The organism is Shinella zoogloeoides, from assembly GCF_003574625.1.
In the GTDB taxonomy this organism is placed as follows: Bacteria; Pseudomonadota; Alphaproteobacteria; order Rhizobiales; family Rhizobiaceae; genus Shinella; species Shinella zoogloeoides_A.
This window is the reverse complement of the sequence record NZ_QNUJ01000004.1, coordinates 353975-375094: the sequence shown is the minus strand read 5'-3', so window position 1 is coordinate 375094 and position 21120 is coordinate 353975. Positions and strand designations below refer to the sequence as shown.

25 protein-coding genes, 5 tRNA genes and 1 pseudogene are annotated in these 21120 nt (G+C 63.4%); 19 read left to right on the top strand and 12 right to left on the bottom strand.

Annotated features, from left to right (window positions below; genetic code table 11):
• The first annotated feature begins 58 nt into the window (after positions 1 to 58).
• A complete protein-coding gene (locus DSD28_RS10150; protein WP_119256258.1) occupies positions 59 to 361 on the top strand; it encodes a DUF982 domain-containing protein in 303 nt (100 codons plus the stop codon).
• 56 nt (positions 362 to 417) lie between these two features.
• Here the strand turns inward: DSD28_RS10150 and DSD28_RS10145 are convergent, their stop codons facing one another.
• The 3 genes from DSD28_RS10145 to DSD28_RS25870 are packed head-to-tail and all read right to left on the bottom strand — an operon-like array spanning position 418 to position 1534.
• Positions 418 to 1077, bottom strand: coding sequence for a methyltransferase (locus DSD28_RS10145; protein ID WP_119256257.1), 660 nt, complete (start codon positions 1075 to 1077; stop codon positions 418 to 420).
• Positions 1074 to 1337, bottom strand: a complete 264-nt coding sequence (locus DSD28_RS10140; RefSeq protein WP_162911339.1) for a hypothetical protein — start codon at positions 1335 to 1337, stop codon at positions 1074 to 1076. The genes DSD28_RS10145 and DSD28_RS10140 overlap by 4 nt, the downstream gene beginning before the upstream one ends.
• Positions 1334 to 1534: a hypothetical protein gene (locus tag DSD28_RS25870; protein WP_162911308.1), complete on the bottom strand. Its 201-nt coding sequence runs from the start codon at positions 1532 to 1534 to the stop codon at positions 1334 to 1336. Before DSD28_RS25870 ends, DSD28_RS10140 begins: the two co-directional genes overlap by 4 nt.
• 359 nt (positions 1535 to 1893) lie before the next feature.
• On the opposite strand from DSD28_RS25870, the pseudogene DSD28_RS26235 reads away from it, so the two are divergent.
• The 8 genes and pseudogenes from DSD28_RS26235 to DSD28_RS10110 form a co-directional block, all read left to right on the top strand.
• Positions 1894 to 2103 (top strand): annotated as a pseudogene (locus tag DSD28_RS26235) (hypothetical protein); the annotation flags it as partial.
• Positions 2093 to 2260, top strand: coding sequence for a hypothetical protein (locus tag DSD28_RS25865; RefSeq protein WP_162911338.1), 168 nt, complete (start codon positions 2093 to 2095; stop codon positions 2258 to 2260). The pseudogene DSD28_RS26235 and the gene DSD28_RS25865, both read left to right, overlap by 11 nt.
• Positions 2257 to 2730 (top strand): hypothetical protein, encoded by a 474-nt coding sequence (locus DSD28_RS10130; protein ID WP_119256255.1) that lies wholly within the window; start codon positions 2257 to 2259, stop codon positions 2728 to 2730. The genes DSD28_RS25865 and DSD28_RS10130 overlap by 4 nt, the downstream gene beginning before the upstream one ends.
• Positions 2717 to 3058: a hypothetical protein gene (locus DSD28_RS10125; protein ID WP_119256254.1), complete on the top strand. Its 342-nt coding sequence runs from the start codon at positions 2717 to 2719 to the stop codon at positions 3056 to 3058. The genes DSD28_RS10130 and DSD28_RS10125 overlap by 14 nt, the downstream gene beginning before the upstream one ends.
• Positions 3055 to 3303, top strand: a complete 249-nt coding sequence (locus DSD28_RS10120) for a MarR family winged helix-turn-helix transcriptional regulator (RefSeq protein WP_119256253.1) — start codon at positions 3055 to 3057, stop codon at positions 3301 to 3303. Before DSD28_RS10125 ends, DSD28_RS10120 begins: the two co-directional genes overlap by 4 nt.
• Before the next feature lie 280 nt (positions 3304 to 3583).
• The gene (locus DSD28_RS10115) at positions 3584 to 3802 is read left to right on the top strand and encodes a hypothetical protein (RefSeq protein ID WP_119256252.1); all 219 of its coding nucleotides are present in this window, start codon (positions 3584 to 3586) and stop codon (positions 3800 to 3802) included.
• Positions 3799 to 3975 (top strand): hypothetical protein, encoded by a 177-nt coding sequence (locus DSD28_RS25860; RefSeq protein ID WP_162911337.1) that lies wholly within the window; start codon positions 3799 to 3801, stop codon positions 3973 to 3975. Before DSD28_RS10115 ends, DSD28_RS25860 begins: the two co-directional genes overlap by 4 nt.
• Positions 3975 to 5009 carry a tyrosine-type recombinase/integrase gene (locus DSD28_RS10110; RefSeq protein WP_245424798.1) on the top strand — a complete coding sequence of 345 codons (1035 nt, stop codon included), beginning with the start codon at positions 3975 to 3977 and terminating at the stop codon, positions 5007 to 5009. The genes DSD28_RS25860 and DSD28_RS10110 overlap by 1 nt, the downstream gene beginning before the upstream one ends.
• Before the next feature lie 61 nt (positions 5010 to 5070).
• On the opposite strand, the gene DSD28_RS10105 is transcribed toward DSD28_RS10110, so the two are convergent.
• The 5 genes from DSD28_RS10105 to DSD28_RS10085 all read right to left on the bottom strand — a co-directional run bounded on the left by DSD28_RS10105 (position 5071) and on the right by DSD28_RS10085 (position 7095).
• Positions 5071 to 5147, bottom strand: a tRNA-Arg gene (locus DSD28_RS10105).
• 9 nt (positions 5148 to 5156) lie between these two features.
• Positions 5157 to 5462 carry an ETC complex I subunit gene (locus tag DSD28_RS10100; protein ID WP_119256251.1) on the bottom strand — a complete coding sequence of 102 codons (306 nt, stop codon included), beginning with the start codon at positions 5460 to 5462 and terminating at the stop codon, positions 5157 to 5159.
• A gap of 381 nt (positions 5463 to 5843) precedes the next feature.
• A tRNA-Pro gene (locus DSD28_RS10095) sits at positions 5844 to 5920 on the bottom strand.
• A 102-nt stretch (positions 5921 to 6022) separates the two neighbouring features.
• Entirely contained in the window at positions 6023 to 6466 is a 444-nt protein-coding gene (locus DSD28_RS10090; RefSeq protein WP_119256250.1) for a DUF192 domain-containing protein, read from the bottom strand.
• Positions 6467 to 6516: 50 nt separating this feature from the next.
• The gene (locus DSD28_RS10085) at positions 6517 to 7095 is read right to left on the bottom strand and encodes a cold-shock protein (protein WP_119256249.1); all 579 of its coding nucleotides are present in this window, start codon (positions 7093 to 7095) and stop codon (positions 6517 to 6519) included.
• Between the two features lie 193 nt (positions 7096 to 7288).
• Between DSD28_RS10085 and DSD28_RS10080 the strand changes: the two genes are divergently transcribed.
• The 5 genes from DSD28_RS10080 to DSD28_RS10060 all read left to right on the top strand — a co-directional run bounded on the left by DSD28_RS10080 (position 7289) and on the right by DSD28_RS10060 (position 9942).
• Positions 7289 to 7729, top strand: coding sequence for a VOC family protein (locus DSD28_RS10080; RefSeq protein WP_119256248.1), 441 nt, complete (start codon positions 7289 to 7291; stop codon positions 7727 to 7729).
• Between the two features lie 296 nt (positions 7730 to 8025).
• Positions 8026 to 9303, top strand: a complete 1278-nt coding sequence (locus tag DSD28_RS10075) for a YcbK family protein (RefSeq protein ID WP_119256247.1) — start codon at positions 8026 to 8028, stop codon at positions 9301 to 9303.
• A 140-nt stretch (positions 9304 to 9443) separates the two neighbouring features.
• Positions 9444 to 9518 (top strand) — tRNA-Glu (locus DSD28_RS10070).
• A gap of 132 nt (positions 9519 to 9650) precedes the next feature.
• Positions 9651 to 9725, top strand: a tRNA-Glu gene (locus DSD28_RS10065).
• 142 nt (positions 9726 to 9867) lie between these two features.
• Positions 9868 to 9942: transfer RNA gene (locus tag DSD28_RS10060), tRNA-Glu, on the top strand.
• A gap of 36 nt (positions 9943 to 9978) precedes the next feature.
• Here the strand turns inward: DSD28_RS10060 and recJ are convergent.
• From recJ to DSD28_RS10040, 4 genes are all read right to left on the bottom strand, one after another.
• Entirely contained in the window at positions 9979 to 11781 is a 1803-nt protein-coding gene (gene recJ / locus DSD28_RS10055) for a single-stranded-DNA-specific exonuclease RecJ (RefSeq protein ID WP_162911349.1), read from the bottom strand.
• A 218-nt stretch (positions 11782 to 11999) separates the two neighbouring features.
• Positions 12000 to 13322 carry a homoserine dehydrogenase gene (locus DSD28_RS10050; RefSeq protein ID WP_119256401.1) on the bottom strand — a complete coding sequence of 441 codons (1323 nt, stop codon included), beginning with the start codon at positions 13320 to 13322 and terminating at the stop codon, positions 12000 to 12002.
• A 57-nt stretch (positions 13323 to 13379) separates the two neighbouring features.
• Complete coding sequence (locus tag DSD28_RS10045; protein ID WP_119256245.1) at positions 13380 to 14597, bottom strand: LL-diaminopimelate aminotransferase; 1218 nt, start codon at positions 14595 to 14597, stop codon at positions 13380 to 13382.
• Positions 14598 to 14771: 174 nt separating this feature from the next.
• Positions 14772 to 15110 carry an SHOCT domain-containing protein gene (locus DSD28_RS10040; protein ID WP_119256244.1) on the bottom strand — a complete coding sequence of 113 codons (339 nt, stop codon included), beginning with the start codon at positions 15108 to 15110 and terminating at the stop codon, positions 14772 to 14774.
• Positions 15111 to 15235: 125 nt separating this feature from the next.
• Between DSD28_RS10040 and DSD28_RS10035 the strand changes: the two genes are divergently transcribed.
• The 5 genes from DSD28_RS10035 to sthA all read left to right on the top strand — a co-directional run bounded on the left by DSD28_RS10035 (position 15236) and on the right by sthA (position 21099).
• Positions 15236 to 17092, top strand: coding sequence for a PHA/PHB synthase family protein (locus tag DSD28_RS10035; protein WP_119256243.1), 1857 nt, complete (start codon positions 15236 to 15238; stop codon positions 17090 to 17092).
• A gap of 20 nt (positions 17093 to 17112) precedes the next feature.
• Entirely contained in the window at positions 17113 to 17832 is a 720-nt protein-coding gene (gene sfsA / locus DSD28_RS10030; RefSeq protein WP_119256242.1) for a DNA/RNA nuclease SfsA, read from the top strand.
• Between the two features lie 31 nt (positions 17833 to 17863).
• Entirely contained in the window at positions 17864 to 18691 is an 828-nt protein-coding gene (gene map / locus DSD28_RS10025; RefSeq protein WP_119256241.1) for a type I methionyl aminopeptidase, read from the top strand.
• Positions 18692 to 18737: 46 nt separating this feature from the next.
• On the top strand, positions 18738 to 19532 hold the full coding sequence (radC, locus tag DSD28_RS10020) for a RadC family protein (protein ID WP_432430853.1): 795 nt from the start codon (positions 18738 to 18740) through the stop codon (positions 19530 to 19532).
• 160 nt (positions 19533 to 19692) lie between these two features.
• A complete protein-coding gene (sthA, locus tag DSD28_RS10015) occupies positions 19693 to 21099 on the top strand; it encodes a Si-specific NAD(P)(+) transhydrogenase (protein ID WP_119256239.1) in 1407 nt (468 codons plus the stop codon).
• Positions 21100 to 21120: the final 21 nt, after the last annotated feature.

The window sequence follows — 21120 nt, the reverse complement described above, 5'->3', positions numbered from 1 at the left end:
ACGGCGTTCGATTCCGACGCCACCCTTGTTGATCACCAACGTTTTCAGTGAGGTAGAAATGAACTCGAAGGTATTTGATAAGCCCGTCTATCTGAAGGAACGCAGAGAGCTGATCCGAGAGATAACGTGCTTGGAAGACGCCATCGACTTCCTTGAAGAATGGCCGCAAAGAGATCGTGACATCGTGCACGAGGCGGCCCTTAAGACCTGCTACATGGCCTTTGACGGGCACAAGCCGTTGAAGGTCGGGCGCGATGCCATCCGCTCCTTTGGAGAGAAAAAGGGCATACTGGTGAAATCCCCCGGCGTCATGCCGTGGATGATCCGTTCGCGCTCCGGCGGCGGACGTGTTTCCGCGTAAGGAATGTAGCGATCTGGAGAGGCTGCCAATGCGGCCTCTCTTTCCAAATGGCTGGATCATGCCGCTACCTCGCGATAGGCCGCGTAGTCCTCAGTACGCTCAAGCTGCTTACGGCAAGGCGGGATCCACACCAGCTTAGTGCCGGTCACGCCGGTGAGCCAGACCAGCCAGCAATAGGAGGTCGCGGTTGATCCCCTCGCGGTCAGACGGCCTTTGACCATAGGGATGCGCTCAGAGAACTGTGCAACGATGTTCGGCGGTCGCTTGCTGTAGAGGTTTTCGAAGCGGCCAACGCCCTCAAGAAACGAGGTGCGGACGATCATCGCTACACCTTCGGTGGCAACCTCAAGCGCGCGGGCGATGAACTGCTCGGCAAGGCGGAACGGCGGGTTGGCGACAACCCAGTCGGGACTATGGCCGGGCCGCTGGAAGACAGGCGGCACGAAAGGCATCAGGAAATCATGCTGGAACGCGCCTTCAAGGCCGTAGTCATGGATATCGGACGCCCATACCTCGGAAAAAAACTCGCCGAGAGGGTCGACCATGTGCCCGCGATTGCAGGTTGGTTCCCAGACCGTCTTGTTCTTGAGGTAGCAGCCGGAGAGCACATGCTTGCAGAGTGCCCGCGTTCCCCAGGGCTGGGTCGGGAAGTCGTTGAGGCTGTCGTGTGCCTCGGTGCGCTGCTGCATCACGGCGGAAGAGGTGTTCTGGCTCATGCCCCTGCCCTCCGCATCAAGCGCTCAAGCGGCGAAAGGTGGCTGGCCGGGATCGCGGCATCGGACTTCGCCACCGGCTCGAACCGCTTCAGATACTCTTTGCAGGCCTTCGGCCAGACCTTCCGGCCCCAACTCGTCGAGCGGAAGTGCGCCGGGCAGAGTTGGCGCAGATGCCGCTTGCGGTCCTCAAGCGATATCGTGCCGGGCATCTCGCTGTCGTAGCGGCTGATGACGGCGCGGGCTTCGTCCATCCACGTCATGCGCTCGCCCTCCTGTTCTCAAGGGCGCGGCAATAGGCGACGCGGATCTCTTCGAACCGGGCGATGTCGTATTCCTTGGTCTCGATTTCCATTTCGGGGCGTGGCTTCTTGGAGCCTCGGCCATGGTCTTCGAGCCATGTTTTTGCACTGGCGATACGGCGATCAAGCCATGCGATCATCTCGGCGGGGTCGGTCATCAGTGCGCCACCCCATATTCCGCCTCTATGCTGCCAAGCCACTCCAAGCCCTTGCGCGCAACGCGGCGAACCGTCGCTCCGCCCTACCCGATCAAGAGCGCGCCGACGCCGCCAAGCTCCGCTCCGCCCTTGTCGATGTGCCGGTAGAGCCGGTGGGAAGCTGGAAAGAAGCGCTCACCGCAGCAGCGCAAGAGCTGGACCGGATTTCCTGCGTCCAGAATGTGACCGAGACCAAGGATACATACGAACAGTTTCAGCTTGCAAAATCATTTGCGGATCGCGGTGCAGCAGCGGCATGGCGTGCTCTGCGCTGCCCTCCCCATAGAGAAGGAGAGGACAGCGCGGAGTTGGACCGGAAGTTCAAGCTTGGCGACCGCGTGACCAAGACGAAGGACTCATCGTGGAACGGTCGCATCGTCGGCTTCTACAGCACGGCCATGACGCCCGTCGGCTACGCAGTCGAAAGCGAACGTGAGCCCGGCTCCGTGCAAATCTACCCCGAGAGCGCCCTCGCCGCCACGCGCAGCGGTTCCGCCACCACATCTTCCGGAGGCGACCATGACCGATAAACCGAAACCGGTCATCGGCGACGAAACCCACGCCGAAGCACTGCGGATTGCCGAGCGCCATCTTGTGAAGATGGGTTGGAAATTCACGCCTGTCCAAGTTGCTGAGACGGCAAAGCAAATCATTGCGTCCCTGACAGTGAAGGGAGTTTCCGAATGAGCAATCAGGCCCCTGCGTCGGCGCTGCCGATGGATACCGCCCCGAAGAACAACACACTTGTCCGCCTACTGGTCGATTATTCCGGCGAAGACGGCGACCATCCGCTTGAGGATGCAGAACAGGCGTGGACGATCGGCCTCAACAACTTCGAGGACAGCGAGATCGACGAGTGGAGGTTCGCCGGCTGGTCATGGTCTCAGGATTGCTTCTGCGAAGGTCGGGGGCGCGTTATCGGATGGGCGCCACTCCATCCTGACAATCGCCTGTATGATGCCGCAGCGCCAATGGCAGACGGCGGCGACACGCCTATGACTGCCGCCGAGGAGGTCTTGGCATGGCTCCTCATCGAGAAAATCGGCGTCCCTGATGACGTCCCGTACTCGCCGGACGAGGCTCAAAAGATCATCGCCGCCCGGCTCAACGATATTGCCGCCAACGTATCGACCGGAGGCGACCATGCTGAGCGCTGAGACGATGGCGGTGATCTCGGCCGCCCTGAAAGGCCCATCCGCCGAGGAACGGGCCGATCAGCAAGCCAAGATCGAAGCCTTTCGCAAGTTCGTCAGCCGGCGAGCAAAGAACCTGTATTGGCAGGTTTTCGAGGCCACCGGAATGGATCGCGGTCAGCATCGCGTTGTCATCGACGGCTACCGCCATGGCTTCGGCGAGCACGAATTTGGCCCCGCGCCGTTGGACGAGGTCCTGCACGAGGCGCGGCAGCTCGTCATTGCCAACACAGAACCAACTGGAACCGCCCCCTCCTCCCGCAACGCACTTTCTGGAGGAGAAAGCGAATGAAGCTGACCGAACCCCAGGCCCGTGTCTTAAGCTATCTCGCTCGCCGCAAGGAAGACGATGGACCGCCATCCGGCCCAGAGATATCGAAAGCCCTCGGTCACCCGTCGTATTGGGCCGCGGGGAAACTTTCATCTCTCGAAAGGCGCGGGCTCGTCGAGCGCCTCGGCACTTCATTTTTCGGGGGGAACTGCTACCGCATCACCCCCGCCGGCCGCAACGCACTGGATAAGGAGAACGCCCCATGACGGCAAAGACACTATGCGCGAAAGATCGTCACGGCATCTGGTGCGCTGCAGTGGGAGAACCCAGCGAGACAGCATCGAACGTTGAAACTCGTTGCGGCGAATTCATTGTGCTTCCGCACGGCATTTCGCGCCGCCGGCCCACCTGCCCATCTTGCCGCAACGCACTGGATAAGGAGCGGGGAGAATGAAGGCTCGCCCTTATCGTTGTCCTGGATGTGATCGTGAGGCGCACGTCTACGTTAGGCGAACGACCTTGCACTCGTTCGGGAGTAACGGCCTAGTGTACTCGATTTCGTGCCAGCGCTCCGAAGACGAACTTCCCAACCAATGCCTCGGCCAGTGGTTTTCCATCCGCCCATTCCAGTCCGAGACGAGCGCCATAAGCGATTGGAACAACGCCATTATCGACATGGCGGCGGCAGCGCTTGGGATCACTAGGAGACAGGCGCTGGGCATCAAGGAAGGCCGGGTCGCGCTCGCAGATAAGGAGCGGGGATGACGGCGCCGGCACTCATCAAGCAAGCTGAGCTTAGGCGAATGGCTACCATCGCCAAGAAGGAAGGCGTGCGCGTTGAGGTGGAAGTGAACGGCAAAATATTCAGAGTAGCCCCAGATATCCCCGATACGCACAAGCAAACGCCTATTGCAAAATACGAGGACTTCGATCTCTGATGGAGGAGATGCCTCGCAAACCCTACCTCTCGCGCGAAATGACGCGCCACGGAAAATTCGTTTGGTACTTCAAACGGAAGGGTAAGCGCGTGCGACTGCCAGAACTATACGGCAGCGACGAGTTCAACGCGGCGTATGAGAAAGCCCTCACCGGATCCACCGCAATTCCCGACAAGCCGAAGTCCAAAAGCGGATCGCTGAAATGGCTTGTTGGACAATACAAGCAATCCGCGGCATTTGCGGAACTGGCTCCAGCGACGAGACGAGCTCGGGATAACATCCTGAAGCAGGCTTTGGCTGAGCCGAAGAATGCGGACGGGCCATTTGCGGCTGTGACGAAGGCCGTTATCAAGAAGGGCATGGACAAACGTGCGGCCACGCCGAACGCTGCCAACAACTTCCTGAAGACGATGAGCCACCTATTTAAGTGGGCCGTCGAAGCCGAGCACGTCGAAATCAATCCCTGCACCGGCGTTTCGAAAGTAAACGTAAAGACCGATGGATTCCACACATGGACCGTCGAGGAGGTTGAACGGTACCGCGCCCACCACGGGATCGGGACGAAGCAACGCCTGGCAATTGACATCCTGCTTTTCCTGGGCCTTCGCAGATCCGACGCTGTTGTCGTCGGCCGTCAGCATATGAAGGACGGCATGGTCTCCCTCCGGACACAAAAGACCGGCGCATGGGTTTACCTGCCAGTCTTCAAGCAACTTCAGGAGTCGATTGATGCTACGCCAACTGGCGATCTGGCATTCCTAACGACCCAGACAGGCAAGCCATTCAGCTCGGGGGCGTCATTCGGGAACTGGTTTGCAGCGCAGTGCAAGGCCGCGGGGCTTCCTGACGAATGCCGGGCGCACGGGCTGCGGAAAGCCGGCGCTACAATCGCCGCGGATGAAGGCGCGACGCCTCACGAGCTTATGGCGATGTACGGATGGACACGTCTTGGCATGGCTGAGACTTATACGAAGGAAGCCGACAAGAAGCGGCTGGCAAGGGGCGCATCGGAACGCTTGTCGAACAGACTTTAGGTCGCACCCTAATCCCTGCTTGGTCGCACCATTATAAAAATCAATTACTTATCGGTAGGGTTGGCGACCCCTGCAGGACTCGAACCTGCGACCTACTGCTTAGAAGGCAGTTGCTCTATCCAGTTGAGCTAAGGGGCCGTCGGGACCTCAGTGGGTCCAGGGCTGCATGCGGTTGAAGCGGAAGTTGTCCGGATAGGCAACGCGCTTGCGGGTCGCTTCCTTCGGCTCGATCACGCGGTATTCGATGCCGTTGCGCGTGGCATAGGCAATCGCTTCCTCACAGGTTTCGAATGTCAGCTTGACCTGCTGGTACATGTCGCCAGAGCTCGTATAACCCATGATCGGATCGATCGTCCGCGGCTTTTCGGCATCGAACTCCAGAACCCAGAGATTAGTCTTGGCCTTGCCCGACTGCATGGCGGTCTTGGCGGGACGATAGATCTTCGCGGTCATCGAAACGGCTCCAGAATTCTCGCATAAGGGCACGCTCCGACGTGCGCCCGGCCATGCATAGCCCAGATTCCGTAAAGGGGAAATGACTGGACATGCATTTACCACCGAAACGCCCGCCACGCACCGGCTCGAAGAGCCCGAACCCGGTGGCGCCCGTTCATTCTCGTTAAACTCCTGCGCTCCACCTGCGGCACCCGCCGACGAAGCGTCCGAGCAATGGCCGCAGGTCCGTGGAGAGTCAAGGGCCTTTGCCGGGTTGCGCGCACAACTCCCGGCACCGCCATCACGGCGACCCATTCGCAAATCACGGAACTTTCACAGGATATAATACGGGGAATGGATAAGCCTCGGAGAAACGCCTGTTTCCTTGGCTTTTGCCGGTGGTCGGAGTGGAGAGATTCGAACTCCCGACCCTCTGGTCCCAAACCAGATGCGCTACCAGACTGCGCTACACTCCGTCCGTTCCGGCGATGGGGAGATACACGGATCGCGCCGCCGCCGCAACAGCAAAGGGCGAGTTTTTCAGCCCTGATCGGGGAAGTCCGTTTTGGCTGCGGGCCTTATCCCTTGCGCAGCTTTTCCATCAGCGCGTTCTGCACGCGGTTGCCGGTGCGGATGCCGAGGCGTTTGACGGTGCCGCCGTTCAGTTCCAGCACATAATCGATCGGGCCCTTCGAATCGATGATCGATTCGTCGAGCGGCCTGGCGTTCTCCTTGATGGAGCGGACCTTGCCGTCCTTGCCGATGAACAGCATGTCGAGCGGCAGGTAGGTGTTCTTCATCCACATGAAGACCTGGCGTGTCTCGCCGAAGGCGAAGAGCATGCCGTGGTCGGGCGCCATTTCGCGGCGGTTCATCAATCCCTGCTCGCGCTGGCGGGGCGTCACGGCCAGTTCCACCGTGAAGGCATGGCTCTTGCCGTTCTTCGTGACGATGGTCAGCGGCTGGGTATCGAATTTCTCGCCCGCGCCCGCGACGGATGCCAGGCAAAGAAAAAGCGCCATGAAGGCGCTTGCCAGACGTGTGACGCCCAAAATCCGTGAAAAGACAGCCATCAATGTGCCCTGTTGCCCGGAACCGGAATGTCGGGATGGATCTCCGCGGCCATCAGGCCCTTCTCGCCGTCGCCAAAACGCACCAGCACGACCTGGCCGGGGCGCAGCTCGGTCAGGCCGAAGCGGCGCAGGGTCTCCATGTGGATGAAGATGTCTTCCGTGCCTTCGCCGCGCGTCAGGAAGCCGAAGCCTTTGGTGCGGTTGAACCACTTGACCAGCACGCGCTCCAGCCCGCTCGAAGGCGTGACCTGAACATGGGTCTTCACCGGCGGCAGCTGCGAGGGGTGCACGGCGGTGGTCTGGTCCATGGAAAGGATGCGGAAGGCCTGGTAGCCGCGGTCGCGCTTGTGGATGAGCGCCACGACGCGCGTGCCTTCGAGAACCGTCTGGTAGCCGTCACGGCGCAGGCATGTGACGTGCAGCAGCACGTCCTGCATGCCGTTGTCGGGCACGATGAAGCCGAAGCCCTTGGCGACGTCGAACCACTTGATGACGCCGGTGATCTCGATCAGCTCGACGGCGTCGCTGCCCTGGTCATCACGCATCGTGATTTCCTTTGAAGACACCCTGTCCGCCATGACCTGCCAGCCCCTCGTTTACGCGTCACATGAGTTACGGTTAACTGATTCTTGAGAACCAGAATAACATTGTCCCGATGCGAATGCGCAAGCCCCTTTGAAAGTTTTGCCGGCTCCCTTGATAGGCCGCAAGGCTTGCCCGAGGCTGACAAAAGCCTAACCTTTCAGCGATTCCAATTTGAAGGACATTGCAATGCGTTATCTTCACACGATGGTCCGCGTCAAAGACGTCGACAAGTCCCTGCACTTCTACTGCACGCTCTTCGGCCTTGAGGAAGTGCGCCGGATCGAGAACGAGAAGGGCCGCTTCACGCTGATCTTCCTGGCGGCGTCCGGCGATCTCGCCACGGCACGCGAGAACGCCGCGCCCTGCCTGGAGCTGACCTATAACTGGGACAGCGAGGATTATACGGGCGGCCGCAATTTCGGCCACCTCGCCTACGAGGTCGACGATATCTACGCCCTCTGCCAGAAACTTATGGACAACGGCGTCACCATCAACCGCCCGCCCCGCGACGGCCACATGGCCTTCGTGCGCTCGCCGGACGGCATTTCCATCGAGATCCTGCAGAAGGGCGCAAGCCTCGCCCCGGCAGAGCCCTGGGCCTCGATGGGCAATACCGGCGCCTGGTAATTCGTCCCGGACGCAAGCTCCGGGCAAAGCTTGCGTCCTAGACCTTCAGCGACGAACCATCGTTTTGCCGTATTTGACCGGAAGATTCTTGCCGTTCCGGTCGATCGCCAGCGTGAGGGGGCGTGTGGCCGTTTTCGGGCCGGATTGCTCCCGTTCTGCGTTCACGGCTTCATCGTTTCGGTCTTTCCTGCAATGGCCGGGCGATACATCGCGGCAGCCGCAGCATGGCCCCTGGCCTTTTCGATTGCGGTTGCGACTGTCTGAAGAAATGGCCCCACCGTCGGCAAGACCGGGGCATGAACGTCGAAAGCGGGGGAAAGCCTTTGCAGATCGTGCAAGGAAAGTGGCCGAGCCTGAAGACGCTGCGGTATGGATTGCTGCTGGCCGTCTCGGTTGCCACGCTCTCGGGCTGCGTATCCGCAGTCTCCACCGATCTGCGCGCCGACAGCACGGCCGCGCAGGACAAGGAAGAAACGGCCGCAGCAGGCGGTGAAGAGACCACCACGCCGGTCATCGCCGCCGAAGGCGCGGCGCAGGGGTCCCAGGCCACCGCGGATGCCACCGCTGCCCTCGATCAGCAGGGCCAGGGCGAAGCCGGCCGCGACATGGCGGGCGCCGTCATGCAGCCGGCCAATCTGGATGCGGGCAAGGCCAGCATCTATTCCAATGGCGGCCAGGCGCCGGTCGGCACGGCCTATGCGGCGCAGGCCGCGAACACCTCCAACGGCGGCCTCTTTGCAAGCGCCGGTGCGGCGCAGGGCGCTGGCAAGACAGGGCGCCTGCCCGTCGAGGACATGCCGCAGCTCAATACCGCCAGCGGCGAGGAAGTCGCGATGCTCGGCGATAGCGACGCCATGCCGGAGAACGTCCCGATCCCGACTTCGGCCCGCGCCGCACTCGTCGAGGAGCCGGCAAGGGCGAATGCCGCCGAAAAGGCGCTTGCCGCGCTGCCGGATGACGCCCAGAACGGCCAGAACAAGCGGGTGACGGTCGCCTCCCTCTTTGCCGACAAGGCAACGGCGAACGACGGCGGCGACGGCCTTGCAACGCAGCAGCGCCGCGTGCTCAATCGCGACAGCGCGGGCGCCACCCAGAAGGCGTCCCTCGGCGTCCTGCCCGGTGTCGCCACGGCGAATTCCATGTTCTCCACGGATCACTCCGAATCGGACGAGGGCGACGACGACGCGCCGCAGTTCAAGGAAGTGGCCTCCATCGCCGGCCTTGCGCGCCTTGCGCCGAACGGCCTGTGGCTGCAGACCGAGAAGGTGAAGACCGGCTGCTTCAAGCCGGAACTGCTGCAGGTGCTGAAGACGATCGAAAAGCACTACGACAAGCCGATCATCGTCACCTCCGGACTTCGCGACGTGAAGCCCAATCGGGAGAAGCAGTCGCTGCACACGCGCTGCGAGGCGGCCGACATCCAGATTTCGGGTGTCAGCAAGTGGGAGCTTGCGGAATATCTCCGCAGCATGCCCGGCCGCGGCGGCGTCGGCACCTATTGCCACACCGAATCCGTGCATATCGACATCGGCCCCGAGCGCGACTGGAACTGGCGCTGCCGCGCCCGGAAATAGAACATGGGGCTAAGTCCCCGGGATCAAAGTCCTTTTTCCTCCGCAAAGCCGCCTTCCGGGCGGCTTTTCATTTTTTTGTCACGAGCGCTTTTTCCCGCTTGCGGAATAAAAAACGCCCTTCTATAAGACGCCCACCGCACGCGCCCTTCGTCTATCGGTTAGGACGCCAGATTTTCATTCTGGAAAGAGGGGTTCGACTCCCCTAGGGCGTGCCACGGTCCCTCCCCTTGAAATCGCCTGTTTTTCGCGCGCCGGAGCCCTTCGCCTGGCTGTTGAAAAAGTTGCGCCGAACGCGATTTTTCGTCTTGCGCATCCGCCCCGTCCCGACTAGAAGACGCCCACCGCACGCGCCCTTCGTCTATCGGTTAGGACGCCAGATTTTCATTCTGGAAAGAGGGGTTCGACTCCCCTAGGGCGTGCCACGGGTCCCCCCTCCCATCATCGTTGAAATCATGCCTTCGAGCGTTCCCCCGCACCTGCTTTCACGACTGGGAAAAAACTGAGATTTCCTGCATTTAGGGCTTGCGCGAATCCGCACCCCCGACTAGAAGACGCCCACCGCACGCGCCCTTCGTCTATCGGTTAGGACGCCAGATTTTCATTCTGGAAAGAGGGGTTCGACTCCCCTAGGGCGTGCCACGGTCCTCCCCGACACCGCCATGAAAACCGCGTCCGTCAGAACGCCTTTGCCGCGTCGATCACGCGGAACTGGATGCGCCGGCTGCCCTGCCAGCTATCGGCGGAAAGCGTGCCGGCGAAATGCACCGCCTGCCCGCGCTCCTTCATCAGGAAAAGCCCGAGATCGGCTTCCGCCGCACGGAAGGCCATGGCATCCAGCCTACCGCCGTCGGGGCCTTCCAGGCTGATGCGCAGGTGGTTGACGCCGACGGGGCGCACGTCGCGCACGCGATGCGCCGGCAGCGCGAAGATCGGCTGCGGATGGCCGGAGCCGTAGGGGCCGGCCTGTTCCAGCTGGTCGGCAAGCGCCAGCGTAGCGCCGCTGGCGCTGAGCGCACCATCGATCTTCAGCGTCTCCACGGCGACGAGGTCGCGCACGGTGCGTTCCGCGCGCTCCTCGAAGAAGCTGCGCAGCCGGCCGAGTTTTTCCCGCTCCACCGTCAGGCCCGCCGCCATGGCATGGCCGCCGCCCTTGACGAGGATGCCTTCGTCGACGGCGGCGCGCACCATACGCCCGAGATCGAAGCCGCTGATCGAGCGGCCGGAGCCGGTGCCCTTGCCCGAAGGGTCGAAGGCGATGGCGAATGCCGGGCGGCGGAAGCGGTCCTTCAGCCGCGAGGCGAGCAGGCCGACGACGCCGGGATGCCAGCCCTCGCGGGCCGTCAGGATCACCGAAGCGTTTTCGCCCGTGCCGTATTCCGCCTGCGCCTCGGCCTCGGCCTCTGCCAGCATGGCGGCTTCCATGGCCTGGCGTTCGCGGTTGAGCTCGTCGAGCTGTTTTGCGATGCGCTCCGCCTCGCCCGGCTCGTCGATGGTCAGGAGGCGGCTGCCGAGGGCGGCATCGCCGATGCGCCCGCCGGCATTGATGCGCGGGCCGACGAGGAAGCCGAGATGATAGGGCGTCACCGGCCCGCCGATGCCCGCCTGCTTGAGCAACGCCGTCAGGCCGGCATTGCCGAGATGGCGCGCGGCGACGAGGCCCTTGACCACATAGGCGCGGTTCAGCCCCTTCAGCGGAACGACGTCGCAGACCGTGGAAAGCGCCACCAGATCGAGCATGGAGAGAAGGTCGAAGCTCCCCGCCCGCACATCGCCGCGCTGGCGCAGCAGCCGCTGCAGGGCCACCAGAACGAGGAAGACGACGCCGGCGGCGGAAAGATGCCCCTGCCCCGACAGATCGTCCTCGCGGTTCGGATTGACGAGCGCCAGGGCCGGCGGCAGCGTCTCGCCGACCTGATGGTGGTCGATGACGACGACGTCGATGCCGCGTTCGCGCGCGACGGCGAGCGATTCGTGGCTCGTCGAGCCGCAGTCGACCGTGACGATCAACTGCGCGCCCCGGTCGATGAGCTGGCCGATGGCGTTCGGGTTCGGGCCGTAGCCCTCGAAGATGCGGTCGGGAATGTAGATTTCCGCCGGCACGCCGAAATGCGTCAGGAAGCGGTAGAGCAATGCCGAGGAGGAGGCCCCGTCGACATCGTAGTCGCCGAAGATCGCGACGCGCTCGCCGCGCTCGATGGCGCGCGCCAGCCGCTCCGTCGCGGCCTCGCAGTCCATCAGGCTATAGGGCTCGGGCATAAGCCGTCGCAGCGTCGGGTCGAGGAATTCCAGCGCATTCTCGAAGGGAATGCCCCGTCCGGACAGGACGCGGGAGATGAGGTCCGGCAGGCCATGGGTCTGGCTCATCGCCAGCGCGCGGTTCTCCCCCGCCTGGTCGAGCCGCGCCACCCAGCGCTGCCCGGTCGCCGAGCGCTCGACGCCGAGAAAGGCCCGGCTGACGGGATCTGCGTTTTCCAACATGCTCATGGCGGCTCCGGTCGTGTTACCCCTCCTGCATCGGAAGGCCGGCCCCTCATCCGGCCTGCCGGCCATCTTCTCCTTGGCTGCGGGGAGAAGGAAAAGTGCCGCACCGTTTTCCTCAACTCTCCAACGTTGCGTGGGGCAAGGCCCCTCTCCCCGCTTGCGGGGAGAGGGTTAGGGTGAAGGGCTGATCCGCACCGAGATGCGGGCAGCGAAAATCAAGCCGTCTTCGGCCGCTCGATGCGGATCACCTGCGGCTCGCCGACAAGATAGCCCTCGCTCTTGATGGAAGCGACGGCCTTGCGGACGGAATCCTCCATCGTCGCGTGGGTGACGAGGATGATCGTCTTCGGATCGGTCGATTCGGCCGTCGACTGCGCGCGCTGCACGATGGATTCCAGCGAGATGCCGTTCTCCGCCATGTGCCGCGCGATGCTGGCGAAGACACCCGTGCGGTCTTCCACCGAGAGGCGGATGAAGTAGCCGCCGTGGTGCTTGCGGATCTGCGCGCGCTTGTAGGGGGCGAGCGCGGCGGCCGGGCGACCGAGCGCCGGGACGGTCTGTGCGCCGGGGCGGCTCTTGGCGATGTCGGCGATATCGCCGAGCACGGCCGAAGCCGTGGCATTGCCGCCTGCGCCGGGGCCGACCATCAGCAGCTCGCCGAGAATGTCCGATTCGATGGCTACGGCGTTCGTCACGCCGTCGACCTGCGCGATGACGCTGTCGAGCGGCACCATGGTCGGATGCACGCGCTGTTCGACCCCCGTATCGGTCTTCTGCGCGACGCCCAGCAGCTTGATGCGGTAGCCGAGATCGGCTGCGGCGCGGATATCGTCGATGGAGATGTTGGTGATGCCTTCGAGATAGATGTCGTCGGCCGAAATCCTCGTACCGAAGGCGAGCGTCGTCAGGATCGACAGCTTGTGCGCCGTGTCGTTGCCCTCGATGTCGAAGGCGGGGTCGGCTTCGGCATAGCCGAGACGCTGGGCTTCCTTGAGGCATGCCTCGAAGGAAAGCCCCTCCTTCTCCATCTTGGTCAGGATGTAGTTGCAGGTGCCGTTCATGATCCCGTAGACGCGGGAAATCGTGTTACCGGTCAGGGATTCGCGCAGCGCCTTGATGACCGGGATGCCGCCGGCGACCGCCGCCTCGTAGTTGAGGAGCGAGCCGTGCTTCTCGGCGATGCCGGCAAGCTCGACGCCATGCGCGGCGAGCAGCGCCTTGTTGGCCGTCACGACATGGACGCCGCGCGACAGCGCCGCCTTGACGGCGGCAAGGGCCGGATCACCCGCCCCGCCCATCAGTTCCACGAAGACGTCGATCTTCGCCTCGCGGGCGAGCGCCACCGGATCGTCGAACCATTCGGCAACGGAGAGATCGACGCCGCGATCGCGGCCCTTGCTGCGCGCCGTGACGGCGTCGATCTCGATCGGCCGGCCGCATGTCGTCTCAAGCATGTCCCTGCGTTCGACGAGAATCTTCGCGAGCGAGGCACCAACGGTCCCCAAGCCCGCAATGCCGATCTTCAGGGCATCAGCCATGGTCATGTCCTATGAGTTCTGGAAAAGCCCTCCGCTGAACGCGGAGGGCGGATTTCATTAGCGATGGGCGTTGAGCGAGATGACGTTGTGCATCGTCTCGTCGGCCGTGGAAAGGAACTTCTTGATATTGCGCGCAGCCTGGCGGATGCGGTGCTCGTTCTCGACCAGCGCGAGACGGACGTAATCGTCGCCGAGCTCCCCGAAGCCGACGCCGGGAGCGACGGCGACATCCGCCTTCTCGACGAGCAGCTTGGAGAATTCCAGCGAGCCGAGATGGCGGAACTTTTCCGGGATCTTCGCCCAGGCGAACATGGTCGCGGCCGGCGGCGGCACTTCGAAGCCGGCCTTGCCGAAGGTCTCGACCATCACGTCGCGGCGGCGCTTGTAGACGTTGCGCACTTCCGCGATGTCTGAGCCGTCGCCGTTCAGCGCATGGGTCGCGGCCACCTGGATCGGCGTGAAGGCGCCGTAGTCGAGATAGGACTTCACGCGGGTCAGCGCGGCGATCAGGCGCTCGTTGCCGACAGCAAAGCCCATGCGCCAGCCGGGCATGGAGAAGGTCTTCGACATGGAGGTGAATTCGACGGTGATGTCCATCGCGCCTGGCACTTCCAGCACGGACGGCGGCGGCGTGTCGTCGAAGTAGATTTCCGAATAGGCAAGGTCGGAGAGCACGATGATGTCATGCTTCTTCGCAAAGGCGATGACGTCCTTGTAGAAATCGAGCGTGGCGACCTGCGCCGTCGGGTTCGACGGATAGTTGATGATCAGCGCGAGTGGCTTCGGGATCGAGTGGCGCACGGCGCGCTCGAGCGGCGGGAAGAAGCTCTCGTCCGGCTCGACCGGGATGGAGCGGATGACCCCGCCGGTCATCAGGAAGCCGAAGGCGTGGATCGGATAGGTCGGGTTCGGGCAGAGGATGACGTCGCCCGGCGCGGTGATCGCCTGCGCCATGTTGGCGAAGCCTTCCTTGGAGCCGAGGGTGGCGACGACCTGCGTCTCCGGGTTCAGCTTCACGCCGAAGCGGCGGGCGTAATAGGCGGCCTGCGCGCGGCGAAGGCCGGGAATGCCCTTGGAGGAGGAATAGCGGTGCGTGCGCGGGTCCTGGACTACCTCGCAGAGCTTGTCGACGATGGCCTTGGGGGTCGGCAGGTCGGGGTTGCCCATGCCAAGGTCGATGATGTCGGCGCCGCCCGCTCGCGCGCTTGCTTTCAAACGGTTGACCTGTTCGAAAACATATGGCGGCAGACGCCGGACCTTGTGAAACTCTTCCATCTCTAACCCCGTTGAGCGCGGAGCCCCTCCGGACCCTGCCGGACGACACAAAACTCCGCGCGATTCAAAGTGACCGGATAAGGGCGAAAGCGTTCGAAATGAAGGCGCTCCGCCCGCGCCGGCGGCCAAAAGGCCGTCTTTCGCTTTGCTGCCAAACGGCACGAAAGGCAAGTGCTATTTCGTGCCTTCGATTTCGGCCAGCGTTGCCTTGCCGTGGTTGTCGCGCAACGCCTGCAATTCGGCGAGCTGCCGGCGATATTCGGCTTCCGAGATCGTACCCGCCTTGCGGCGATGCGCAAGCGCCATCAGGCTCGCCTGGTAATTGGCCGCTTCCTCGTCGCTCATCTGCTGCGTCTCGCCGCGCACGATGGCGGTGATGTCGGGATAGACGGCCGCGCGGTTCGCGCCGGCATTCACCGTCGCGGGCGCTTCCGAGGAGGCGCAGGCGGCGAGCGCGGCCGGCATGGCGGCCATGAGAAGGACGGCGCTGAAGCGCCTGAATTCGAACGCCATGAGGCTGTATGCTCCTGTCGAAACGGCCGGTTCCGGATATTGCCGCGAAAGGCTTCGAGGCCCTTGTAATCTGTTTCGCAGAGAATGTAAAAATACAAAAGTAACAATAAAATCGGGAGGGAGCGATGGCCGAGGACAGCAAAGCGGGCGGGCGCGATGCGGCCGGCGACAAGCCCGGTTTCCAGCCTTTCGATCCCGCCGCGATAGAGCCCTATATCGTCAAGGATCCCGAGGCGCTGACGGTCAACTTCGCCCGCACCGTCGAGCAACTCGGCAAGGCCGCCTCCGCCTGGCTCGCCCCGCGCGAAACCGGCGAGAAGGTCGATGCCGTCGCCGAGCCGATGGTCGACATGGTCAAGACGCTCTCCAAAGTCTCCGAATACTGGCTGGCGGATCCGCGCCGCACGCTCGACGCCCAGACCATGCTGCTCGGCAGCTATTTCGGCATCTGGTCGCGCACGCTCAGCAAGCTCGGCGGCAACGAGGTCGAGGAAGCGCCCGATCCGCACGCCAAGGACAAGCGCTTTTCCGACGAGGACTGGGTGAAGAACCCGTTCTTCGATTTCCTGCGGCAGGTCTATTTCGTGACCTCCGACTGGGCGGAAAAGCTGGTGGCCGATGCCGAGGGGCTCGACGAGCACACCCGCCACAAGGCCGGCTTCTACGTGAAGCAGATCGCGAGCGCGATCTCGCCTTCCAACTTCATCACCACCAATCCGCAGCTCTATCGCGAGACGGTCGCCACCAACGGGGCGAACCTCGTGCGCGGCATGAAGATGCTGGCCGAGGATATCGCCGCCGGCCGGGGCGACCTCAAGCTGCGCCAGACGGATACCAGCAAGTTCGCCATCGGCGAGAACATGGCGCTGACGCCGGGCAAGGTGCTGGCGCAGAGCGACGTGTGCCAGGTCATCCAATACGACGCAACGACGGACAAGGTGCTGAAGCGCCCGCTCCTCATCTGCCCGCCGTGGATCAACAAGTTCTACATCCTCGACCTCAACCCGGCGAAATCCTTCATCAAATGGGCGGTCGACCAGGGCCATACGGTCTTCGTCATCTCCTGGGTGAATCCGGACGAGCGTCATGCGGGCAAGGATTGGGAAGCCTATGCCCGCGAAGGTGTCGGCTTCGCGTTGGACACGATCAAGCAAGCGACCGGCGAGGACGAGGTCAACGCCATCGGCTATTGCGTCGGCGGCACGCTGCTCGCCGCCACGCTCGCGCTGCATGCAAGGGAAGGCGACAGGCGCATCCGCACCGCGACGCTCTTCACCACGCAGGTCGATTTCACCTTTGCCGGCGACCTCAAGGTCTTCGCCGACGAGGACCAGATCGACGCCATCGAGCGCGGTATGAAGGCGACGGGCTATCTCGACGGCTCCAAGATGGCGACCGCCTTCAACATGCTGCGCGCCTCGGAGCTGATCTGGCCCTATTTCGTCAACAATTACCTGAAGGGCCAGGAGCCGATGCCCTTCGATCTTCTCTACTGGAATTCAGACTCCACGCGAATGCCTGCCGCCAACCATTCGTTCTACCTGAGGAATTGCTATCTCAACAATACGCTCTCCAAGGGCGAGATGGTGCTGGCCGGCGAGAAGGTTTCGCTGAAGGACGTGAGTATCCCGATCTACAACCTCGCAACCAAGGAGGACCATATCGCCCCGGCGAAATCGGTCTTCGTGGGCAGCAAGTATTTCGGCGGCAAGGTCACCTATGTCATGGCCGGCTCCGGCCATATCGCCGGCGTCGTCAATCCGCCCGACAAGATGAAATACCAGTTCTGGACCGGCGGCCCGGTCAAGGGCGAATTCGAGGACTGGGTGAAGAAGGCCGAGGAGACCCCCGGCTCCTGGTGGCCGCACTGGCACGAATGGATCAAGGCCGAGGACGACCGCATGGTGCCGGCCCGCAAGACCGGCGGCACCATGAACTCCATCGAGGAGGCCCCCGGCTCCTATGTGCGCGTGCGTGCCTGACGCCCTGTGAAGTACATCCCATGAAATTCGATCCGCCGCTCGTTTCCGGCACGCTCGTGCAGCGCTACAAGCGCTTTCTCTTCGACGCCATCCTCGACGACGGGACGGCGATCACCGGCTCCTGCCCCAATACCGGCTCGATGCGCGGGCTGACGGCGCCCGGTTCGCGCATCTGGATGTCGGAAAGCGACAGCCCGACGCGCAAGCACCGCCACCGCCTCGAACTGGTAGAGGCGGACGACACCGTCGTCGGCATCAATACCGGCCTGCCGAATCGGCTGGCGGAGGAAGCCATCCTTGCCGGCCTCGTCGCCGATCTCGGCAGCTATCCGGTGCTGGAGCGGGAAAGGAAATACGGTCGCAATTCCCGCATCGACATCCTGCTCTCCGGCGATGCCCGCCCGCCGGCCTATGTCGAGGTGAAGAACGTGCATTTCCGCCGCACGCCCGGCCTTGCCGAGTTTCCCGATACGGTGACGGCGCGCGGCGCAAAGCATCTCGAAGAGCTGGGCGACATGGCCGAGGCCGGCTTCCGCGCCGTCATGCTCTATCTCATCCAGCGCGAGGACTGCGATCTCTTCCGCATCTGCGCCGACCTCGACCCCACCTATGCCGGCGGCTTCCGCCGCGCGCTTTCGCGCGGCGTCGAGGCCTATACGGTCAAATGTGCCGTTACACCCGGGCAAATCCGGCCTGTGGCATCGATCGCCATGGACGAACCCGGTGTCGCTGTTTTATGACGGTACGACAAAGACGAGTGAAAGTTCGACCATGGTGACCTATATCGACGCGACCTCCGCGCCGCTGAAGAACACGGGCGTGATCCGCCTCTACGATGCGGACGCCTTTGCCGGCATGCGCAAGGCCTGCCAGCTCACGGCCCGCTGCCTCGACGAGCTCTATCCGCTGGTCAAGCCGGGCGTCGCCACCGACGTCATCGATCGCTTCGTCTTCGAATTCGGCATGGATCACGGCGCCCTGCCCGCGACGCTCAACTACCGCGGCTACACGCGGTCCACCTGCACCTCGATCAACCACGTCGTCTGCCACGGCATCCCGAACGACAAGCCGCTGCGCGAGGGCGACATCGTCAATATCGACGTGACCTACATCCTCGACGGCTGGCACGGCGATTCGAGCCGCATGTACCCGGTCGGCGAGATCAAGCGCGCCGCCGAGCGGCTGCTCGAAGTTACCCATGAATGCCTGATGCGCGGCATCGCCGCCGTAAGGCCCGGCGCGCGCACCGGCGCCATCGGCGAGGCCATCCAGACCTATGCGGAAGCCGAGCGCTGCTCCGTGGTGCGCGACTTCTGCGGCCACGGCGTCGGCCGGCTCTTCCACGACGCTCCGAACATCCTGCATTACGGCCGCGCCAATGAAGGCCCGGAAATGAAGGAAGGCATGATCTTCACCATCGAGCCGATGATCAATCTCGGCCGCCCGCATGTGAAGGTGCTGTCCGACGGCTGGACGGCGGTCACGCGCGACCGCTCCCTCTCGGCGCAGTACGAGCACACGGTCGGCGTGACGGCCGACGGCTGCGAGATCTTCACGCTGTCGCCCGGCGGCCTCGACCGCCCCGGCCTTCCCGCATAGGCCGCCCATGACAGGATCGCGCGGCCGCACGGACATTTCGCCCTCCATCTTCACGGCGGACGATCCGGCGAGCGTCGACGATCTTTTCGGACCCGGCGACGAGCGCGGGCACTTCTACGAGCGCCCTGCCCGCGCCGCGCCCGCCAAGCCGATCCCCGCCGCCGTGGAGGACAAGCACTATCACGGCCACCGCGAGCGCCTGCGCACCCGCTTCCGCGACAATGGCGACACGGCGCTCGCCGATTACGAGATCCTCGAGCTGCTGCTCTTCCGCCTGATCCCCCGCCGCGACACCAAGCCGGTGGCAAAAGCCCTGCTCGACCGTTTCGGCACGCTGTCCGGCGTCTTTGGCGCGACGCCCGCGCTGCTGCAGGAGGTCAAGGGCATCGGCGAGGCGGTGGCGCTGGACCTCAAGCTCGTCTCCGCCGTCGCCCAGCGCACGCTGAAGAGCGAGATCCGCAACAAGACGGTGCTCGCCTCCTGGTCGTCGGTCATCCAGTATTGCCACGCCGCCATGGCGCACGAGCCGCGCGAGCAGTTCCGCATCCTCTTCCTCGACAAGCGCAACACGCTGATCGCCGACGAGGTGCAGGGCCACGGCACGGTCGACCATACGCCGGTCTATCCGCGCGAAGTGGTGCGCCGCGCCCTGGAACTTTCGGCGACGGCCATTATCCTGGTCCACAACCATCCTTCCGGTGACCCGACCCCGTCGCGGGCGGATATCGACATGACGAAGACCATCGTGGAGACGGCCCGGCCGCTCGGCATCACGGTGCATGACCACATCATCATCGGCAAGGACGGCCACGCCAGCCTCAAGGGGCTGCGGCTCATGTAGTTCCGAGACGGCTTCGGGGCGCGATACGGGAAACCGGTGAGCGCGCCTTCATCCGTTTGAAACGGTTTGATGCCACATTCGGTTGACGGAAATTGCTCGGCGGAGAAAATTGCTGCAACGCAATACGATTCTTCGCCGCAGAAGACTGGGACAATCACACATGCAGGAATACGATCTCGTCGTCGTGGGCAGCGGCCCCGCAGGCCGCCGCGGCGCCATCCAGGCAGCAAAGCTCGGACGCAAGGTGCTCGTCATCGAACAGGGCAAGCGCGTCGGCGGCGTGTCGGTGCATACCGGCACGATCCCGTCGAAGACGCTGCGCGAAACGGCGCTCAACCTTTCCGGCTGGCGCGAGCGCGGCTTCTACGGCCGCGCCTACCGCGTGAAGCAGGAAATCAGCGCCGACGACCTGCGCCGCCGCCTGCTCATCACGCTCGATCACGAGGTGGAGGTGCTGGAGCACCAGTTCGCCCGCAACCGCGTGCAGCATATCCGCGGCAAGGCGAAGTTCCTGACGCCCGAGACCATGGAGATCGTCAAGGACGACGGCGAAACCATGCATGTCAGCGGCAAGAGCATCATGCTCGCCGTCGGTACCAAGCCCTTCCGCCCCGACAGCATTCCCTTCGACAGCGAAAGCGTTCTCGACAGCGACGAGTTGCTCGACATCAAGGAGCTGCCGCGCTCGATGGCCGTCATCGGCGCGGGCGTCATCGGCATCGAATATGCGACGATCTTCTCCGCGCTCGACACGCAGGTGACGGTGATCGACCCGAAGCCGACGATCCTCGACTTCATCGACCGGGAAATCGTCGAGGACTTCATCTACCAGCTCCGCGACCGCAACATGAAGCTCATCCTCGGCCAGAAGGCCGACAAGGTGGAAAAGCTCGCCAACGGCAAATGCGAGATCACGCTGGACAACGGCCGTCACGTCACCTGCGACATGGTGCTCTATGCCGCCGGCCGCGTCGGGGCGACGGACAGCCTGAACCTTGCCGCCGCCGGCCTCACGGCCGATTCGCGCGGGCGCCTCAGCGTGAATCCGGAAACCTTCCAGACCGAAGTGCCGCATATCTACGCCGCCGGCGACGTCGTCGGCTTCCCGAGCCTTGCCTCGACCTCGATGGAACAGGGCCGCATCGCCGCCCGCGTCGCCGTCGGGGCGATCGCCAAGGAGCCGCCGAAATATTTCCCCTACGGCATCTATGCCGTGCCGGAAATCTCCACCTGCGGCCTCACCGAGGAAGAGGTGAAGGAGCGCGGCATTCCCTATGAATGCGGCATGGCGCGCTTCCGCGAGACCTCTCGCGGCCACATCATGGGCCTCGATTCCGGCCTGCTGAAGATGATCTTCTCGCTGAAGACCCGCCGCCTGCTCGGCGTGCATATCGTCGGCGAGAACGCCACCGAGCTCGTCCATATCGGCCAGGCCGTACTGAACCTGAAGGGCACCGTCGAATATTTCGTCGAGAACACCTTCAACTACCCGACGCTCGCCGAAGCCTACAAGATCGCCGGCCTCGACGCCTGGAACCGCATGGGCGACCTGTCCCAGACCGGCTGACCACTTGCCGGGAAGGAGCGG